The 15,718-nt window shown below is 58.8% G+C and carries 16 protein-coding genes and 1 tRNA gene; 10 read left to right on the top strand and 7 right to left on the bottom strand.

Going from position 1 to position 15,718, the window contains the following annotated elements; translation table 11 throughout:
• The first annotated feature begins 12 nt into the window (after positions 1–12).
• Complete coding sequence (locus B0D71_RS23710; protein WP_008058485.1) at positions 13–429, top strand: hypothetical protein; 417 nt, start codon at positions 13–15, stop codon at positions 427–429.
• A gap of 6 nt (positions 430–435) precedes the next feature.
• Entirely contained in the window at positions 436–891 is a 456-nt protein-coding gene (locus B0D71_RS23705) for a hypothetical protein (protein ID WP_103396886.1), read from the top strand.
• A gap of 71 nt (positions 892–962) precedes the next feature.
• Here B0D71_RS23705 and gabP read toward each other — a convergent pair whose 3' ends face one another.
• The gene (gabP, locus tag B0D71_RS23700; protein ID WP_103396885.1) at positions 963–2,354 is read right to left on the bottom strand and encodes a GABA permease; all 1,392 of its coding nucleotides are present in this window, start codon (positions 2,352–2,354) and stop codon (positions 963–965) included.
• A gap of 564 nt (positions 2,355–2,918) precedes the next feature.
• Between gabP and B0D71_RS23695 the strand changes: the two genes are divergently transcribed.
• From B0D71_RS23695 to B0D71_RS23665, 7 genes are all read left to right on the top strand, one after another.
• Complete coding sequence (locus tag B0D71_RS23695; RefSeq protein WP_007972784.1) at positions 2,919–3,692, top strand: ABC transporter ATP-binding protein; 774 nt, start codon at positions 2,919–2,921, stop codon at positions 3,690–3,692.
• 13 nt (positions 3,693–3,705) lie between these two features.
• Positions 3,706–4,455 carry an ABC transporter substrate-binding protein gene (locus B0D71_RS23690; RefSeq protein ID WP_103396884.1) on the top strand — a complete coding sequence of 250 codons (750 nt, stop codon included), beginning with the start codon at positions 3,706–3,708 and terminating at the stop codon, positions 4,453–4,455.
• 78 nt (positions 4,456–4,533) lie between these two features.
• Positions 4,534–5,229 carry an ABC transporter permease gene (locus B0D71_RS23685; protein WP_103396883.1) on the top strand — a complete coding sequence of 232 codons (696 nt, stop codon included), beginning with the start codon at positions 4,534–4,536 and terminating at the stop codon, positions 5,227–5,229.
• Positions 5,226–5,915, top strand: a complete 690-nt coding sequence (locus tag B0D71_RS23680; RefSeq protein ID WP_008019010.1) for an ABC transporter permease — start codon at positions 5,226–5,228, stop codon at positions 5,913–5,915. The genes B0D71_RS23685 and B0D71_RS23680 overlap by 4 nt, the downstream gene beginning before the upstream one ends.
• Positions 5,896–7,125, top strand: a complete 1,230-nt coding sequence (locus B0D71_RS23675; RefSeq protein WP_103396882.1) for a methyltransferase — start codon at positions 5,896–5,898, stop codon at positions 7,123–7,125. Before B0D71_RS23680 ends, B0D71_RS23675 begins: the two co-directional genes overlap by 20 nt.
• A 343-nt stretch (positions 7,126–7,468) precedes the next feature.
• Complete coding sequence (locus B0D71_RS23670) at positions 7,469–8,293, top strand: FkbM family methyltransferase (RefSeq protein ID WP_103396881.1); 825 nt, start codon at positions 7,469–7,471, stop codon at positions 8,291–8,293.
• Between the two features lie 78 nt (positions 8,294–8,371).
• Positions 8,372–8,447 (top strand) — tRNA-Thr (locus B0D71_RS23665).
• Positions 8,448–8,511: 64 nt separating this feature from the next.
• On the opposite strand, the gene B0D71_RS23660 is transcribed toward B0D71_RS23665, so the two are convergent.
• The 5 genes from B0D71_RS23660 to B0D71_RS23635 all read right to left on the bottom strand — a co-directional run bounded on the left by B0D71_RS23660 (position 8,512) and on the right by B0D71_RS23635 (position 12,908).
• A complete protein-coding gene (locus tag B0D71_RS23660) occupies positions 8,512–9,222 on the bottom strand; it encodes an SDR family NAD(P)-dependent oxidoreductase (RefSeq protein ID WP_103396880.1) in 711 nt (236 codons plus the stop codon).
• 44 nt (positions 9,223–9,266) lie between these two features.
• A complete protein-coding gene (locus tag B0D71_RS23655) occupies positions 9,267–9,923 on the bottom strand; it encodes a DsbA family oxidoreductase (protein ID WP_103396879.1) in 657 nt (218 codons plus the stop codon).
• Complete coding sequence (locus tag B0D71_RS23650) at positions 9,920–10,141, bottom strand: tautomerase family protein (RefSeq protein ID WP_007972813.1); 222 nt, start codon at positions 10,139–10,141, stop codon at positions 9,920–9,922. Before B0D71_RS23650 ends, B0D71_RS23655 begins: the two co-directional genes overlap by 4 nt.
• A gap of 549 nt (positions 10,142–10,690) precedes the next feature.
• The gene (locus B0D71_RS23640) at positions 10,691–11,977 is read right to left on the bottom strand and encodes an OprD family porin (protein ID WP_103396877.1); all 1,287 of its coding nucleotides are present in this window, start codon (positions 11,975–11,977) and stop codon (positions 10,691–10,693) included.
• A gap of 259 nt (positions 11,978–12,236) precedes the next feature.
• Positions 12,237–12,908 (bottom strand): DsbA family protein, encoded by a 672-nt coding sequence (locus B0D71_RS23635; protein ID WP_103396876.1) that lies wholly within the window; start codon positions 12,906–12,908, stop codon positions 12,237–12,239.
• Between the two features lie 262 nt (positions 12,909–13,170).
• Here B0D71_RS23635 and B0D71_RS23630 point away from each other — a divergent pair, with 262 nt between their 5' ends.
• Positions 13,171–15,264, top strand: a complete 2,094-nt coding sequence (locus tag B0D71_RS23630; RefSeq protein WP_103396875.1) for a TonB-dependent receptor — start codon at positions 13,171–13,173, stop codon at positions 15,262–15,264.
• Between the two features lie 189 nt (positions 15,265–15,453).
• Here B0D71_RS23630 and B0D71_RS23625 read toward each other — a convergent pair whose 3' ends face one another.
• Positions 15,454–15,666 carry a hypothetical protein gene (locus tag B0D71_RS23625; protein WP_057712441.1) on the bottom strand — a complete coding sequence of 71 codons (213 nt, stop codon included), beginning with the start codon at positions 15,664–15,666 and terminating at the stop codon, positions 15,454–15,456.
• Positions 15,667–15,718 lie beyond the last annotated feature (52 nt).

Raw genomic sequence — 15,718 nt, 5'->3', positions numbered from 1 at the left:
GGAACGACGCCCATGGCTTCCGCCAACAAGCAGCAAAAACGCGCCTCCCGCGCCAAGGCCAAAGCCAAGCAGAACCGCACCCAGCGGGCTGCCGCGCCGGTGGAACTGGACCCGAACGACGATCGCATCGACTTCGAGTCGGTGGACCTGACCGAACTGTTCAAGAAAATGATCGACGCCGAAAAGATCAGCCAGCAAGCCATGTGCACGGCCTTCCTCGAAGACCCTTTGCTGGAACTGGTATACGAGCAGGAAGGCGAAGAAGGCGCGATGGACTTCATCCTTGCCGCCTTGATCGAATACCGCCAGTGGTCTACCGAAACCGACGAGGCCGGCGCCCTGGCGTGGATCGAATCACCGGCCTTCCAGGCTGACTACGTGGCGGCGTCCGACGCCATTGCCGCGCAAACCCAACAGAAACCGAACTGAGTTCCCATGGCCTCCCTGAACAAGCAACAGAAACGCGCCAAGCGCGCAAAAGCCAAAGCCAAGCAGATCAATATCCACGGCAGAAAACCCGCCGCACTGGACGATGATGAACTCGGCCACCTCGCCGAGCCGATCCCGGAATACACCCTGGCGATGTTCAGCAAAATGCGTGACGCGGAAGCCGTCAGCCGCAGCGAAATGCTCTCGGTGTTGCTGACGAACCTCGCCTTTATCATCATCGACCATCCAGAACTGCTGGACATGGAAAACGCCGACGACGAAGGCATGGCCGCTACTCACCTGGCCGCCGACATGCTGATCGACTATCGCATGTGGGCCGACGGCATGGACCGCGACGCCGCCCAGGCATGGCTGAGCGAGCCGCAGTTCATTGCTGACTTCGGCGCTGCGCTGGATGTCTACCGCGAGTCGCAGGAAGTGTCGGAAGAAAAAGCCGAGTAAGGCTTACGACTCAAACAAAAACGGCCGCTTGTCATCGCAGACAGCGGCCGTTTTGCGTTACGCGGTATGGATCAGTTCAGCACCACAGCGCCACGTTTTTCCAGTTTACGGCGGCGCGCCACCAGCAAGCCGGCCGCTACTACCAAGGCACTGAGCAAGCCGGTCGCGAGGATTTCCACACGATGGGCATCCTGGAACAGCATGATGGTCAGGGCCGCAACGATGAATACGATCACCGCGTAGGTCAGGCCCGGGAACAGCCACATGCTGAAGGCGATTTTTTCCCCGCGCGCAATACGCTGCTTACGCATGCGCAGTTGCGAGATCGCAATCACCAGGTACACCAGCAATGCGATGGCGCCGGAGCTGGCCAGCAGGAATTCGAACACGGCAGCCGGAGCCACGTAGTTCGCGAACGTTGCCAGGAACGCAGCGCCGGTGGACAGCATCACCGCCCAGTACGGCGTACCGCTTTTGTTGGTGCGGGTGGACATCGCCGGCGCATCGCCGCGCTTGCCCAGGGAGAACAACATCCGCGACGACGTGTAGAGCGCCGAGTTCAGGCAGCTTGTCACGGCGACCAACACCACGATGTCGACGATCATCTTGGCGTTCGGGATGCCCATGCGCTCAAGCACTGTCTGGTAGGAACCCAGGCTCGCCAGTACCGGGTCGTTCCAAGGCACCAGGGCCACGACGATGAAGATCGATACGAGGTAGAACAAACCGATCCGCCAGATCACCGAGTTGGTGGCCTTGGAGATTTGCTTGCCCGGGTCTTTCGATTCCGCGGCCGCGATGGTCACGATCTCGGTACCCATGAAGGAAAACATGGTGGTCAGAATGGCACCCAGCACCGCGCCCATGCCGTTTGGCAGGAAGCCCTGGGTATCGAACAGGTGTGAAACGCCGCTGACCTGGCTGCCTGGCAGGAAGCCGAAGATCGCCATGAGGCCCAGAACAATGAAACCGATGATGGCCAACACTTTGATCAGGGCAAACCAGAACTCGAATTCACCGTAGTTTTTTACGCTGAACAGGTTGGTCACGGTCAGCAGCATCGTGATGACCAGAGCGAAGGCCCAGATGTCCACGCCAGGGAACCAGGCATGCAGGATGGTCGCGGCGGCGTTGGCTTCCAGTGGAATCACCAGCACCCAGAACCACCAGTACAGCCAGCCGATGGTGAAACCGGCCCAGTGACCGATCGCGCGGTCGGCGTAAGTCGAAAACGAACCGGTGTCCGGCGAGGCAACGGCCATTTCGCCGAGCATGCGCATGACCAACACCACCAACATGCCGGCGGCGGCGTAAGCCAACAGAACAGCCGGACCTGCAGCGGCGATGGCGTGACCCGAGCCAACGAACAAGCCGGCGCCGATAACCCCGGCAATCGACAGCATTGTCACGTGACGCGGTTTGAGCCCCTGTTCGAGGCCATTAGAGCTTTGGGTACTGCTCATTGAAACTACCTTTGTAAGGAGAAGCGAATGCGTGCATCCCGTTCGGCGATCCTTCTCGTAAAAAGAAGCCAACGGGGCGTTCTGGATTCTGCACGCAATAATTGCGCCAAAATATTTCAGAACCCTCTACCCCGGCGATCTCGCTTTGACTGGACGGTCATCGCAACCCATTGAATTTAATGGCACTTTGCCAGAACGTTACCCTGTGACCCACTTTGCGGGGCAAATCCGCGCACCGGAAACACACCTGAAAATGGCTCTGCGCACATTAAAAGTGCACAACCGGTGCATTTGGCCGGATAGCGCTTCCAACACCCTGTCAAAGCTGGCAACATCGCGCCTTTTTTTGCGACAGCCACCTCGCTTTTTATCGACAGGCAAGGTTCAAACGGCTGTTCGGTTGTTGATGGGGCGACAGTCTGCTGCGCCGATGCGACAACCTGCCCCACGCCAGCCGTTTACCGTCCGTAGCGCTGTTGGCTGCCATTGAAACGCTATGCTAGGTTGGCCGCCTCGCCAGGAAGGCCACCAACAGCAGGAGCGCAACATATATGAGGAACGCACATGGCTGAGGCCACGCCCGCGCTTGAAATCCGCAACTTGCACAAACGCTACGGTTCGCTGGAGGTGCTCAAAGGCATCTCGCTGACCGCCCGCGACGGCGACGTGATCTCGATCCTGGGTTCTTCCGGCTCCGGCAAGTCCACGTTCCTGCGCTGCATCAACCTGCTGGAAAATCCGCACCAGGGCCAGATCCTGGTCGCCGGCGAAGAACTCAAGCTCAAGGCCGCGAAGAACGGTGAACTGGTTGCCGCCGACGGCAAGCAGATCAATCGCCTGCGCAGCGAAATCGGTTTTGTGTTTCAAAACTTTAATCTGTGGCCGCACATGAGCGTGCTCGACAACATCATCGAAGCCCCGCGCCGCGTGCTCGGCCAGAGCAAGGCCGAAGCCATCGAAGTCGCCGAAGCCCTGCTGGCCAAGGTCGGCATCGCCGACAAGCGCCATGCCTACCCGGCGCAGTTGTCCGGCGGTCAGCAACAGAGGGCAGCCATCGCCCGCACCCTGGCCATGCAGCCCAAGGTCATCCTGTTCGACGAGCCCACCTCGGCGCTTGACCCGGAAATGGTCCAGGAAGTACTTAATGTCATCCGCGCACTGGCCGAAGAAGGCCGCACCATGCTGCTCGTGACCCATGAAATGGGCTTTGCCCGTCAGGTCTCCAGCGAAGTGGTGTTCCTTCACCAGGGCTTGGTAGAAGAGCAAGGATCGCCACAGCAGGTGTTTGAAAACCCGCTTTCGGCGCGCTGCAAACAATTCATGTCCAGCAACCGCTAACGGAGCTACCCACATGCAGAACTACAAAAAGGTCTTCCTGGCTGCCGCCGTCACCCTGGCGTTCAGCGCCGGTGCCATGGCCGAAACCCTGAAGATGGGCATCGAAGCGGCTTACCCGCCGTTCAACAATAAAGATGCCAGTGGCAATGTCGTCGGCTTCGACAAAGAGATCGGCGACGCCCTGTGCGCCAAGATGAAAGTCGAGTGCACCGTCGTGACCTCCGACTGGGACGGCATCATCCCGGCCTTGAACGCCAAGAAGTTCGACTTCCTGATCTCCTCGATGTCGATCACCGACGAGCGCAAGCAAGCGGTGGACTTCACCGACCCGTACTACTCCAACAAGCTGCAATTCATCGCCAAGAAAGACGTCGACTTCAAAACCGACAAGGCTTCGGTCAAAGGCAAGATCATCGGTGCCCAGCGCGCGACCCTGGCCGGTACCTTCCTGGAAGACAACTATGGTGACGACATCACCATCAAGCTCTACGACACCCAGGAAAACGCTTACCTCGACCTGACTTCCGGCCGCCTGGACGGCATCCTGGCCGACAAGTACGTCAACTACGAGTGGCTCAAAAGCGACGCTGGCCGTGACTACGAGTTCAAGGGCGACCCAGTGGAAGAAAGCGACAAGATCGGTATTGCCGTGCGTAAAAACGATCCGATCCGCGTGAAGCTGAACGCCGCGCTGAAAGAAATCGTCGCTGACGGCACCTACAAGAAAATCAACGACAAGTACTTCCCGTTCAGCATCTACTGATTCTGACCTGCCGGACCGGCGCCCTCCTCGGGCGGTGCCGGTCCCCGGCCTTGCCTGCCGCGATTTGAAAAGAAATCCATGATTATCGACCTCTACGGATTCGGCCCGGCGCTCGCCGCTGGCGCGCTGATGACTGTGAAACTGGCACTCTCGGCCCTGTGCCTGGGGCTGGTGCTCGGTCTGTTCGGCGCCTTGGCCAAGACTTCCCCGTACAAGCCGCTGCAATGGCTTGGCGGCACATATTCGACCCTGGTTCGCGGCATCCCGGAATTGCTCTGGGTGCTGTTGATCTACTTCGGCACAGTCAATTTGATGCGGGCCCTGGGCGAGTTTTTCGGCAACCCCGATCTCGAACTCAACGCCTTCGCCGCCGGTGTGATTGCGCTGGGCCTGTGCTTCGGCGCCTACGCCACCGAAGTGTTTCGCGGCGCGATCCTCGCCATCCCCAAAGGCCATCGTGAAGCCGGCGTGGCCTTGGGCCTGTCGAAGTGGCGCATCTTCACCCGGTTGATCATGCCGCAGATGTGGCGCATCGCCCTGCCCGGCCTGGGCAACCTGTTCATGATCCTGATGAAGGATACCGCGCTGGTGTCGGTGATCGGCCTGGAAGAAATCATGCGTCACGCGCAAATCGGCGTGACCGTCTCCAAACAGCCGTTCACCTTCTATATGGTGGCCGCGTTCATGTACCTGGGCCTGACGGTGCTGGCGATGACCGGCATGTACTTCCTGGAAAAACGCGCCGCTCGCGGCTTCGCGAGGAGCACCCAATGAACTGGGAAGTCATCATCAAGTGGCTGCCGAAACTGGCCCAGGGCGCGACGCTGACCCTGGAACTGGTGGCCATCGCCGTGATCGCCGGTTTACTGCTGGCCATTCCGCTGGGCATCGCCCGCTCGTCGCGCCTGTGGTGGGTGCGGGCATTTCCCTACGGCTACATCTTCTTTTTCCGTGGCACTCCGCTGCTGGTTCAACTGTTCCTGGTCTACTACGGCCTGGCACAGTTCGACGTGATCCGTAACAGTTCGATGTGGCCGTACCTGCGCGATCCGTTCTGGTGCGCCACGGCGACCATGACCCTGCACACGGCGGCCTATATTGCGGAAATCCTGCGTGGCGCCATTCAGGCGATTCCACCGGGCGAGATCGAAGCGGCGCGAGCACTGGGCATGTCCAAACCCAAGGCGCTGTTCTACATCATGCTGCCGCGCGCCGCGCGCATCGGCTTACCGGCCTACAGCAACGAAGTGATCCTGATGCTCAAGGCCAGTGCCCTGGCCAGCACCGTGACTTTGCTGGAGCTGACCGGCATGGCCCGCACCATCATTGCCCGGACCTACCTGCCGGTGGAGATCTTCTTCGCCGCGGGCATGTTCTACCTGGTGATGGCCTACGTGCTGGTGCGCGGCTTCAAGCTGCTGGAGCGCTGGTTGCGCGTCGATGCCTGCCAAGGGCGTTGAACCCTGCGTGTTGACGGGCGAGGCGCTGCTCGCCCGTTTCACCGCGCTGGATGCTTTTCTGACAAAGCATCAGGCCCTATGGAAGCCTCGCCCGTTCACTCATCTGCGGCTTCCCTGGGAAGCGTCCTACCCGGAGTTAGCCTCATGGCTACGCGGGCGAACGCTGGACGACGCGGAAAACGCTCACAACCAACCTGCCCTTCTCAATGCACCGGAACCCTTTGCTTCCTTGGCAACGATGTCCGTTGCTTTGAGTGCTGTGGATGAACTGCCCGCCCGCGTGCTCGAAGCGCCCGGTCATCGATTGAACGTCGACGTACCTGGGCGTAAATGGCAGCAGATCGAAGCCTTCTCCAGCCGATTGCAATTTTCCGAGGCGCCGCTGCATTGGCTGGACTGGTGCTCGGGCAAGGGCCATCTGGGGCGCCGCCTGCTGCAACCGGGGCAACAACTGACATGCCTGGAATACGACCCGGCCTTGGTAGCCAGCGGCCAGGCACTCAGCCAGCGTCATCACCTGCACGCTCTTCATACTGAGCAGGACGTGCTCGCGGCAGACGCAGCCTCTTTACTGAGTGCGCATCACACACCCGTCGCGCTTCACGCCTGCGGTGATTTGCATGTGCGGCTGATTCAACTCGCCAGCGCCACAGGCTGTAAACAAATCGCTATTGCGCCGTGCTGCTACAACCGGATCAGTCTTGCCCAATACTCGCCGATTTCCTCGGCGGCCAAAGCCTCCGGCTTACAACTTTCCCTCGACGACCTTGCGCTACCGATGAGCGAAACGGTCACCGCCGGCGCCCGCGTGCGACGGCAGCGCGACACCTCCATGGCCCGGCGTCTGGGCTTCGACTTGCTGCAACGGCAACTGCGCGGCATGGAGGAGTACCTGCCAACCCCGTCCCTGCCCAGCGCCTGGCTGGACAAATCCTTCGCCGATTACTGCCATCACCTGGCCGCACTCAAAGAGTTATCCACAATCGGCCCGCAAGATTGGCCAGCCCTGGAAGCCGCCGGTTGGCAGCGACTGGCCGAGGTGCGCAACCTGGAGCTACTACGCGGACTTTTCCGACGTCCGTTGGAGCTTTGGCTGGTCCTTGACCGGGCACTTTTCCTCACCGAGCAGGGCTACAGTGTCCGTGTCGGAACGTTCTGCGAAACTCCACTCACGCCGCGTAATTTCCTGCTCCTGGCCGAACTCGCTTAAACACATCCGGCCTGTGGATAACTCTGTTGATGGAAATATCGTGGATCCAATATCCATGCCAGTTTCAGAAGTAAATCCATACTGTTCATTTTTTGTACACGTACATAAAAAATCGAAAAAACAGGTATTTGCGAACAAATGAGAACAGATCCACAATTTCGGCCTAAACACGGTGCGCGGCCAAATGCATTGTGCATAAGCATTTAATGAAAACGACATAAACGCCTAATCCGGGACCGCTGACGGGGGAAATTGCACCGCTGCACTTCTCTTGATATACACAAACGCCAGGGCGCCAGCAGCGCGGCCACGAACAAGAACATTCTCCCGACAGGATGCGCCAGTGACGTTCATTTCCTACGCACAGAATTTCGAAGACATACGCCTGTGGCGCGCCCTCAAAACCGTCGAAAACGGCTTCTACATCGACGTCGGGGCAAACGATCCCACCCACGACTCCGTCACCAAGGCGTTCTACGACAACGGCTGGACCGGCATCAACGTCGAACCGATGCCCAACTACTTCGAAGCCCTGTGCCAGCAACGTCCCAAAGACACCAACCTGCAATGTGCGGCCGGGGAAAGTGCAGACGAACTGACCTTCTACGGCATCGCCGGCACCGGCCTCTCGACCCTCGACCCGGCCATGGCGAAAATGCACAAAGACGCCGGCATGGACGTGCGCAGCCAAACGATCAAGTCCCGCTCCCTGAGCTCCATCTGCGAAGAACACGCCCGGGGCCGCGCCATTCACTTCCTGAAAATCGACGTCGAAGGCCACGAAGAAACCGTCCTGCGCGGCATGGACTTCAGCCAATGGCGGCCATGGGTAATCCTCATCGAAACCCCATGGAAACGCGACCAGACCTGGGAAAACCTGGTCATTGACGCCGGTTACCACTCGATCCTGTTCGACGGCATCAATACCTACTACCTCGCCGAAGAACACCTGAACCTCAAACCCGCCTTCGATATCCCGCCGTGCAACCTGGACGAGTTCCAGTTCTGCAAAGGCCACAAGTTCAGCCACCCCGTCAGCGACGCCGAACACCAGCTCGCCGCCGCCCTGCAACGCGCCGAACAGGCCGAAGCACAGCTACGCGCGATGCAAAACAGTCGAACCTGGCAAGCCATTCAGAAACTCAAGAAAACCCTGCTGCGCGCCTGACCTGAAGCCCGCGCAAAAATAGTCAGAATTCAGGGGTTTACAGAACTCATCCAATCGCTATAATCGTCGCCCTGACACGCCGGTATAGCTCAGATGGTAGAGCAACTGACTTGTAATCAGTAGGTCCCGGGTTCGATTCCTGGTGCCGGCACCATACAAAACAAAGCCCTCGTAGCAATACGAGGGCTTTGTTGTTTCCGGGGTTTGGAAAAGCGTTCTTAGTGACCCGCGCTCTGACCACCGTCCACGTGCAGGATTTCGCCTGTAACGAACTTGGCGCCGTCCAGATACACGACCGCTTGCGCAATATCATCGACCTCGCCCATGTGCCCGACCGGGTGCAGATTGCCCAGTGCTGCGTGGGTTTCTTCGCCGTGCATTGGGGTCTTGATGATGCCGGGGCTGACCGCGTTCACCCGGATTCCGCGCTTGGCGTATTCGATGGCCAGGGATTTGGTTGCCGCGTTGAGGCCGCCCTTGGTCAGCGATGCCAGCACCGATGGCACGCCGTCGATGGCGTGGTCCACCAGGCTGGTGGTGATGTTGACGACGTGGCCGCTGCCCTGCTTTTCCATTTCGGCGATGGCGAGTTGGGTGATGTAGAAGAAGCCATTGACGTTCACCGACAACACGTTGGCGTAATCTTCTGCGGTGTACGCGGTGAACGGTTTGGCGATGAAGATCCCGGCGTTGTTGACCAGGGTATCGATGCGACCGAAACGGGAGATCGCTTCACGGATGACGCGCTGAGCGGTTTGCGGCTCGCCGATGTCACCGGCCACGGTGAGAATGTCCGGATCGGTGGACGGTTTGATCGAGCGCGAAGTGGCAACGATTCGGTAACCGAGTTCACGAAAGGCTTTGACCATCCCGTCGCCGAGACCTTGGGATGCGCCGGTGATGACGATGACTTTTTTCGAACTGCTCATGATGAAGACCTCTGACAATTAAAAGTGGGGTAGAAAATCGGTAATCAGGCTTCAGCCGATGCCTTGGCCATTTGTCGCAACATCTGTTCGTAGTACTCGACCGATTGCGAACCGGACACCAGGTGCTGACCGTTGAGCACCATGGCCGGGACCGAATTGATGCCGCGCTGCTGGTAGTACGCTTCAAGCTCGCGCACCTCATCGGCGAACGCACCGGACGCCAGCACCTCTTGTGCACTTGCCCCATCCAGCCCCGCTTCAGTCGCCAGCCGCACCAGTGTCGACGGATCACTCGGGTTCTGGCCTTCGCTGAAGTAGGCCTGTAGCAGCACTTTCTTGAGCTCGACCTGCCGCCCCTCCTGCAACGCCCACAGCAACAAACGGTGCGCATCGAAGGTGTTGTAGAAATGCGTGCGTTTTTCCAGATCGAACTTGAAGCCGATGGCCTCGCCGCGAGCGATCTGCATGGCCTTGCCGGCGGCGACGTCGTCGGCGGTCCTCCCGTACTTGCGCATCAGGTGTTCGACCGCTTGCTCACCTTCGGCCGGCATGTTCGGGTTCAACTCGAACGGCTTGTAGGTCAGCTCGACCGAGACTTCCCCGGCCACGTTCTCGATCGCCTGCTCCAGCGCCGTCGCCCCCAGTGCGCACCAAGGGCACACCACATCGGAAATGAAATCGATGGTGACGGAGGACGTCATGACTTTCCCTCCGCCTCGGCCAGTTGCTTGCGGTACTGGGTGGTGGTGATCCCGGCGTAGCCCCAGTTATCGGTGTCGACTTCCTCGATCACGATGTGGGTCAGGTCAGGGCGTTTGTTGAGGACGCGTTCCAGTGTTTCAGTGATCTCGGCAATCACCTGAGCTTTCTGCTCAGTGGTAACGCCATCGCGGGTGATGCGTACGGTTACGAAAGGCATGAGGGAAACTCCAGTGACCTTCCCGTCGGAATGATGGGAGAGGCGTTGGAGATGAATGTAGGGGGTTATGTCCGGGTGAAAAAGGTGGGGGCGGGAACTTCATTCGTTACATGGGGTAATGAATAAAATAGAACGAATGCAAAGTACGCCCTGCTCCCAATCCAGGAACGGTTCCTCACGCAATCCCGGGGAACTGTAGGAGCCGGCTTGCCGGCGATGGACTCAAGTGCGCCGCGTTTATCCAGTTCATGCACGTAATCGTTAACGACCATCGCTGGCAAGCCAGCTCCTACAGGAGACCGCGTCCTGGTGGAAATGATGTGAACGCCAAACTGTAGGAGCCGGCTTGCCGGCGATGGACTCAAGTACGCCGCGTTTATCCAGCTCATGCGCGTAATCGTTAGCGACCATCGCTGGCAAGTCGCATCGCAGCTCCTACAAAGGGCCATGCCCACGCAAACCAGTGAAAGAAGCAAAAAAAACCCCGAGCCAGTCGGGGTTTTTTCTTTTTGTCAGCCTGTGATCAGGCCTCGATACCGCAACCGATCATCAGAAAATATTGATCGGATAATCCACGAACACACGCACTTCGTTACCGCTGACGTTGTACTCGCTCGACTTCTGCGACACGCGCAACACCGAGCTGCGCAGTTTCACGCTGAGGTCTTTAGCCGGGCCGCTTTGGACGACATATTTGATCTGGTTGAAGATCTCGCGTTCGGTGCCGCCTTCACTGGTGGAGGTGGTGATGTTGTCACCGCGCACGTAGGCGAAGTTGTAGCTCAGGCCCGGTACACCGAAAGTGCTGAAGTCCAGACCGTAGCCCACTTGCCAGCTGCGCTCGTCTTCGGCGTTGAAGTCGGACCAGTAGGAGTTCGCCAGGTAGATGGTGTTTCCACCGTCGCCGACGCGACCTTGATCTTTCTGGTAGCCGCCGTAGGCGTAGCCCAGGTTGCTGTCGCCGGTGCTGCGCTGGTGTGCGAGGGTGAACGAGTGCGGGCCAGTGATGAAGGTGGCGGCCAGGCTCCAGATCTTGTTGTCGTCGCCGGTGATACCGTTTTCGCGGACGTAGGAATCGTCAAGCTTGGTGCGGTAGCCGTTGAAGTCCAGGGTCAGGGACTGATCCTTGTCGATCGGGAACACGTAGTTGGCGTTCACGTATTGCTTCTTCAGCACGTCTTCGACGTCGGAAGCGTACAGCGCAGCCTTGAACTGTTCGGTGAACTGGTAGCTACCGCCCAATACGTTGATCGACTTCAAGCCACCGCTGTCACGGCCTTCAGCGCTTTTACGCGATTCGGCGGTGAAGCGACCGGCGTCCAGTTGCAGGCCTTTGATTTCTTTGGAAGTGATCAGGGTGCCGGTGTAGCTTTCTGGCAACAGGCGCGAGTTGTCGTAGTTCAGCACCGGCAGGGCCGGCATCTGGTCGCCGTAGGTCAGGGTGGTGCTGGACAGGCGGAACTTGATCGCCGCGCCGCCCTTGGACAGGTCGTCAGCCGGCTGGCCGCTGTCGCCCTTCTTGAAGAAGTCGATGCCTTGCGCGCCGCTACGGTCTTCGCTGCGCTCCAGGTTCAAAGCGTACAGACCGAAAGCGTCCACACCCACACCCACGGTGCCTTGGGTGAAGCCGGACGAGAACGTACCGATGGCCGCCTGGCCCCACTCGGATTTATCCGGGTTGCCGTCTTTGTAGTCACGATTGATGTAGGCGTTGCGCAACAGCACTTTGAGGCTGCTGTCTTCAACAAAACCCTTGGATTCGGCTTGGTCATTAGCCATGGCCTGCGTTGCGCTCAAAATCCCCAGAGCGATCAGGCTGATTCGCTTGTTCAACATTTTTTTTTTTCCTTAATACGGTTGATACGCGCTGTGTCGAATGGCCGAAACGGCGCTATCGCGCTCTTATTTCAAGGCGAAAACAAAAAGGCCCGCCCACGATTTCTCGCGGCGGGCCTTTTATTGTTTTTGAGTCGTGGCGGTCGGCCACAGGCGTTGGGCCGAATCGTAGCCGCGCCCTTAACGGTGTGTCAATTTCATGAATCTTCTACAAACAGGCAAAAAACGTCTAAGAAACTGCTTTACGCGGCAGGAATACTCAATCAACGCACCCTTCGAGCCCGCAAGCTGCTACGGAGCTGGATGAGTCCTGATCCGGAAGCGACTGACCCAGCCACTGTGCAAATGCCTGGGGTTTGCCCAGCCATGGCCCGATATCGACCAAGGTGAATTGGTCATTGTGCTCAAGCACCAGGGTCGGAAAACCCTGCCCGCCAACTTTTGCCAGGAAAGCCCGGCTGCTCCTGATGTGACCTTCGGTGTCGGCCGCCCGGAAGGCCCCTTCGAAGGCATGAGGGTCCAGCCCCATGCCGTGGGCCAGTTCAAACAGTACCAATTCGTCGGCAATGCGGCGCCCTTCCACGTAGTGAGCACTTTGCAAACGCCCCAACAACTCCAGCCCGCGACCGGCCATTTGCTCGGCAGCCAGTACGGCGGCGATAGGTGGCGCCGAGTCGAACACAGCGGTGTGATCACGCAGCAAACCTTCGAAATAGGCTTCGCCGAACGGCTGCCCGCTGTATTCGGCGATGCGCCGGTCGTGGGGCATGACGTAATTGCGCAGTTGTGGCGAAACCTTTTGCCGATTAGCCCCCGTCATCATGCCGCCGCCGTGGGCAATCACGGGCAGCACAGCCTGGGCGGCTTGCACCAGCGGTTTGGCGCCGTAGCACCAACCGCACAACGGGTCGTAGATGTAATGCAGGATCATGGGAAAGCTCCGACAGAAATTGGGGAAAATTCGATGCCGACAGATTAGTGCCACAGCGGTCCTGGAAAAACGCCGGATCAGCTTTCAGTCTGTTGCTTGAATCGGTCGAATGGTCGCCCGGCCTCTTGTACTAACGCAGACACAATTCGAAACAATCAAATGAGATAAGTTCTCAATAACAGCTAACGACAGCAAATGACAAGCATTACTATTCTCGCCTCTTGCACGCTTCACCCTAAAAATCCTACGGATGCGCTCTTCAATGTCTGCCCCTTTTCGCCTTGCGCCCTACAGCCTTGGGCTCTCTGCCTTGTTGTCTGCCGGTTTTGCCTACGCTGCACCCACCACCTTACCTGCCACATCGATCAGCGCCGAAGCTGAGGCTGACGACCCGCGCGTGACTCAAACCAGCACCGCGACCCGGACCGCCACACCGGTGCGTTACGTGCCACAAGCCATCGACTCGATCAAAACCTCGAACGTGATGGATTACGGCACCAACGATCTGGGCACTGCCCTCAGCGGCATCCCCAACGTCAGCAGCGGCGCCGACACTCGCTTCGACAGCCTGCGCATCCGCGGTTTCGACGCCAGCAACGACTTCTATCTCGATGGCATTCGCGACGACAGCCAGTACGTGCGCGACTTGCACAACATCGAACGCATCGACGTTTTGAAAGGCCCCGCCGCCGTGTTATATGGCCGTGGCAGCCAGGGCGGCATCGTCAACCGGGTGAGCAAGCTGCCCGAGTTCGGTCGCCGCTCGACCATCGAAGCCCAGGGTGGCAGCGAAGACTTGCGCAGCCTCTATGCCGACCTCAGCACCGACCCTACGGAGAACATCAGCCTGCGCCTGAACATGGGCAACATGGACGAGAACAGCTTCCGCGATGGCGTGAGCGGTAATCGCCAGTTGTTCGCGCCCTCGATGAGCTGGCAGCTGACACCCGACCTGAACTGGTTGGTGCAGTACGAATACAGCCGCTACAACCGCACGCCAGATCGTGGAATCCCCGGCGTAAACGGTCGCCCGGCCGACGTGGGACGCGATACCACCTACGGCAGCGAAAACGATTTCATCGACGACAAGGCGCAGTCCCTGCGCTCGAAACTCACTTATGAACTGAGCGACAACTGGCAACTGCGCCAGACCCTGGGCGTATTCAAGCTCGACAGCGATTTCGACAATACTTACTTGAGTGGTTATGTCCCGGCTACTAACAAGGTCACGCGCCAGCACTGGCAGCAGGACCTGAACACCCGCAACCTCTACAACAACGTCGAGCTCGAAGGTGGCTTCGATACCTTCGGCCTGGAGCACCGCCTGCTCACCGGTATCGAAATCGGCAGCCAGCGCCGCGACCCACTGTTGTACACCGCCGCCACTTCCGGGCCGGGCAGTTCACCGGTGCCGGCACTGGACCTGTACACCCCCGACCGCAACTTGCGCCATACCGGGCGCATGGTGGTGTCGAGCAATACCCACACCGAGGTCGAGAGCCGCGCGGTATATGTGCAGGATCAACTGCGCCTGAACGATCAATGGCAATTGCTCGCCGGTCTGCGTTACGACACGTTCGATATCGAGTCGACCAACAAGGTGCGCAACATCTCCGAAGACAGTGACAGCCACAGCACCAGCCCTCGTGTTGGCGTGGTCTGGACGCCGCTGCAAAATCACTCCTTCTATGCCTCCTGGAGCAAGACGTTCTCGCCGGTCGGCGGTGGTTTGATCGGCATCACTCCAGGTGCGGCCGGTAACAGCAATGACCTGAGCCCCGAGCTGACCAAGCAGAAGGAAATCGGCGTGAAGAGTGACTGGCTCGACGATCGCCTGAGCACCACGCTGGCGATCTATGAGCTGGAACTCTACAACCGCCGCACCAGCGACCCGAACAACCCGACCATTACCCTGCTTTCCGGGCTGCAACGCTCTCGCGGGATCGAACTGACCGCCGCCGGCAGGATTACCGGCAACTGGTACATGCGCGGTGGCGTGGGTCTGCAGGACGCAACCATCGAAGAAGACAACAACGGCCTGGAAGGCAAGCGCATCAATAACGTGGCCAAGCACAACGCCAGCCTGTTCCTGACCTGGAAACCGGAAATGGGCTGGTACGCCGAAACAGGTCTGACCCTGGTCGGCGACCGCTATGCCGACAACCTCAACACCACCGTGTTGCCGGGCTATGGCCGCTGGGATGCATTGGCCGGTTTCCGCCAGAAGGAATGGGATGTGCGCGCGGCGCTGAACAACATCACTGACAAGACGTATTACTCGTCGGCGACCAGTGCATTCCAGATCCAGCCGGGGGCACCGCGTAGCCTGGTGGTGACGGGCACCTACAGCTTCTAAACACCACAACACTTGTAGGAGCTGGCTTGCCAGCGATGGCAATTTTTCATTCAACACTGATGTTGAATGTGATGACCTCATCGCTGGCAAGCCAGCTCCTACAGGAGGTCTGGCGGCAAAACCGTTGGGCAAAAAAAAGCGCTGCCATCCCGGCAGCGCTTTTTTTTGATCAATCCGTTGTTGTTCTTCTTATCCTTCCATTACATCCCACAACGCATCCAGTTCCGCCTCGCTGAATAAACCAGCAGGGTAACGCTCGATCATCGTCCGGCGCGGATCAGTATCGCTGATCTGACGCATTCCATTGGACTTGAACCAGTGCGCCAGAATCTGGAGCGATTCGCTGTTTACTGCCAGGGGATGCAACGCCTTGTCGCTAACTACGTTCACTTCGGCGTTCATTTCAGCGCTCTCTCCCCGTTTGTGAGCGGCTAACTTATCCAAGGTTTATGAC

Source organism: Pseudomonas laurylsulfativorans (genome assembly GCF_002906155.1).
GTDB lineage: Bacteria > Pseudomonadota > Gammaproteobacteria > Pseudomonadales > Pseudomonadaceae > Aquipseudomonas > Aquipseudomonas laurylsulfativorans.
Note: the sequence above shows the minus strand (reverse complement) of the source record. Positions and strands in the feature narration are given on the sequence as shown.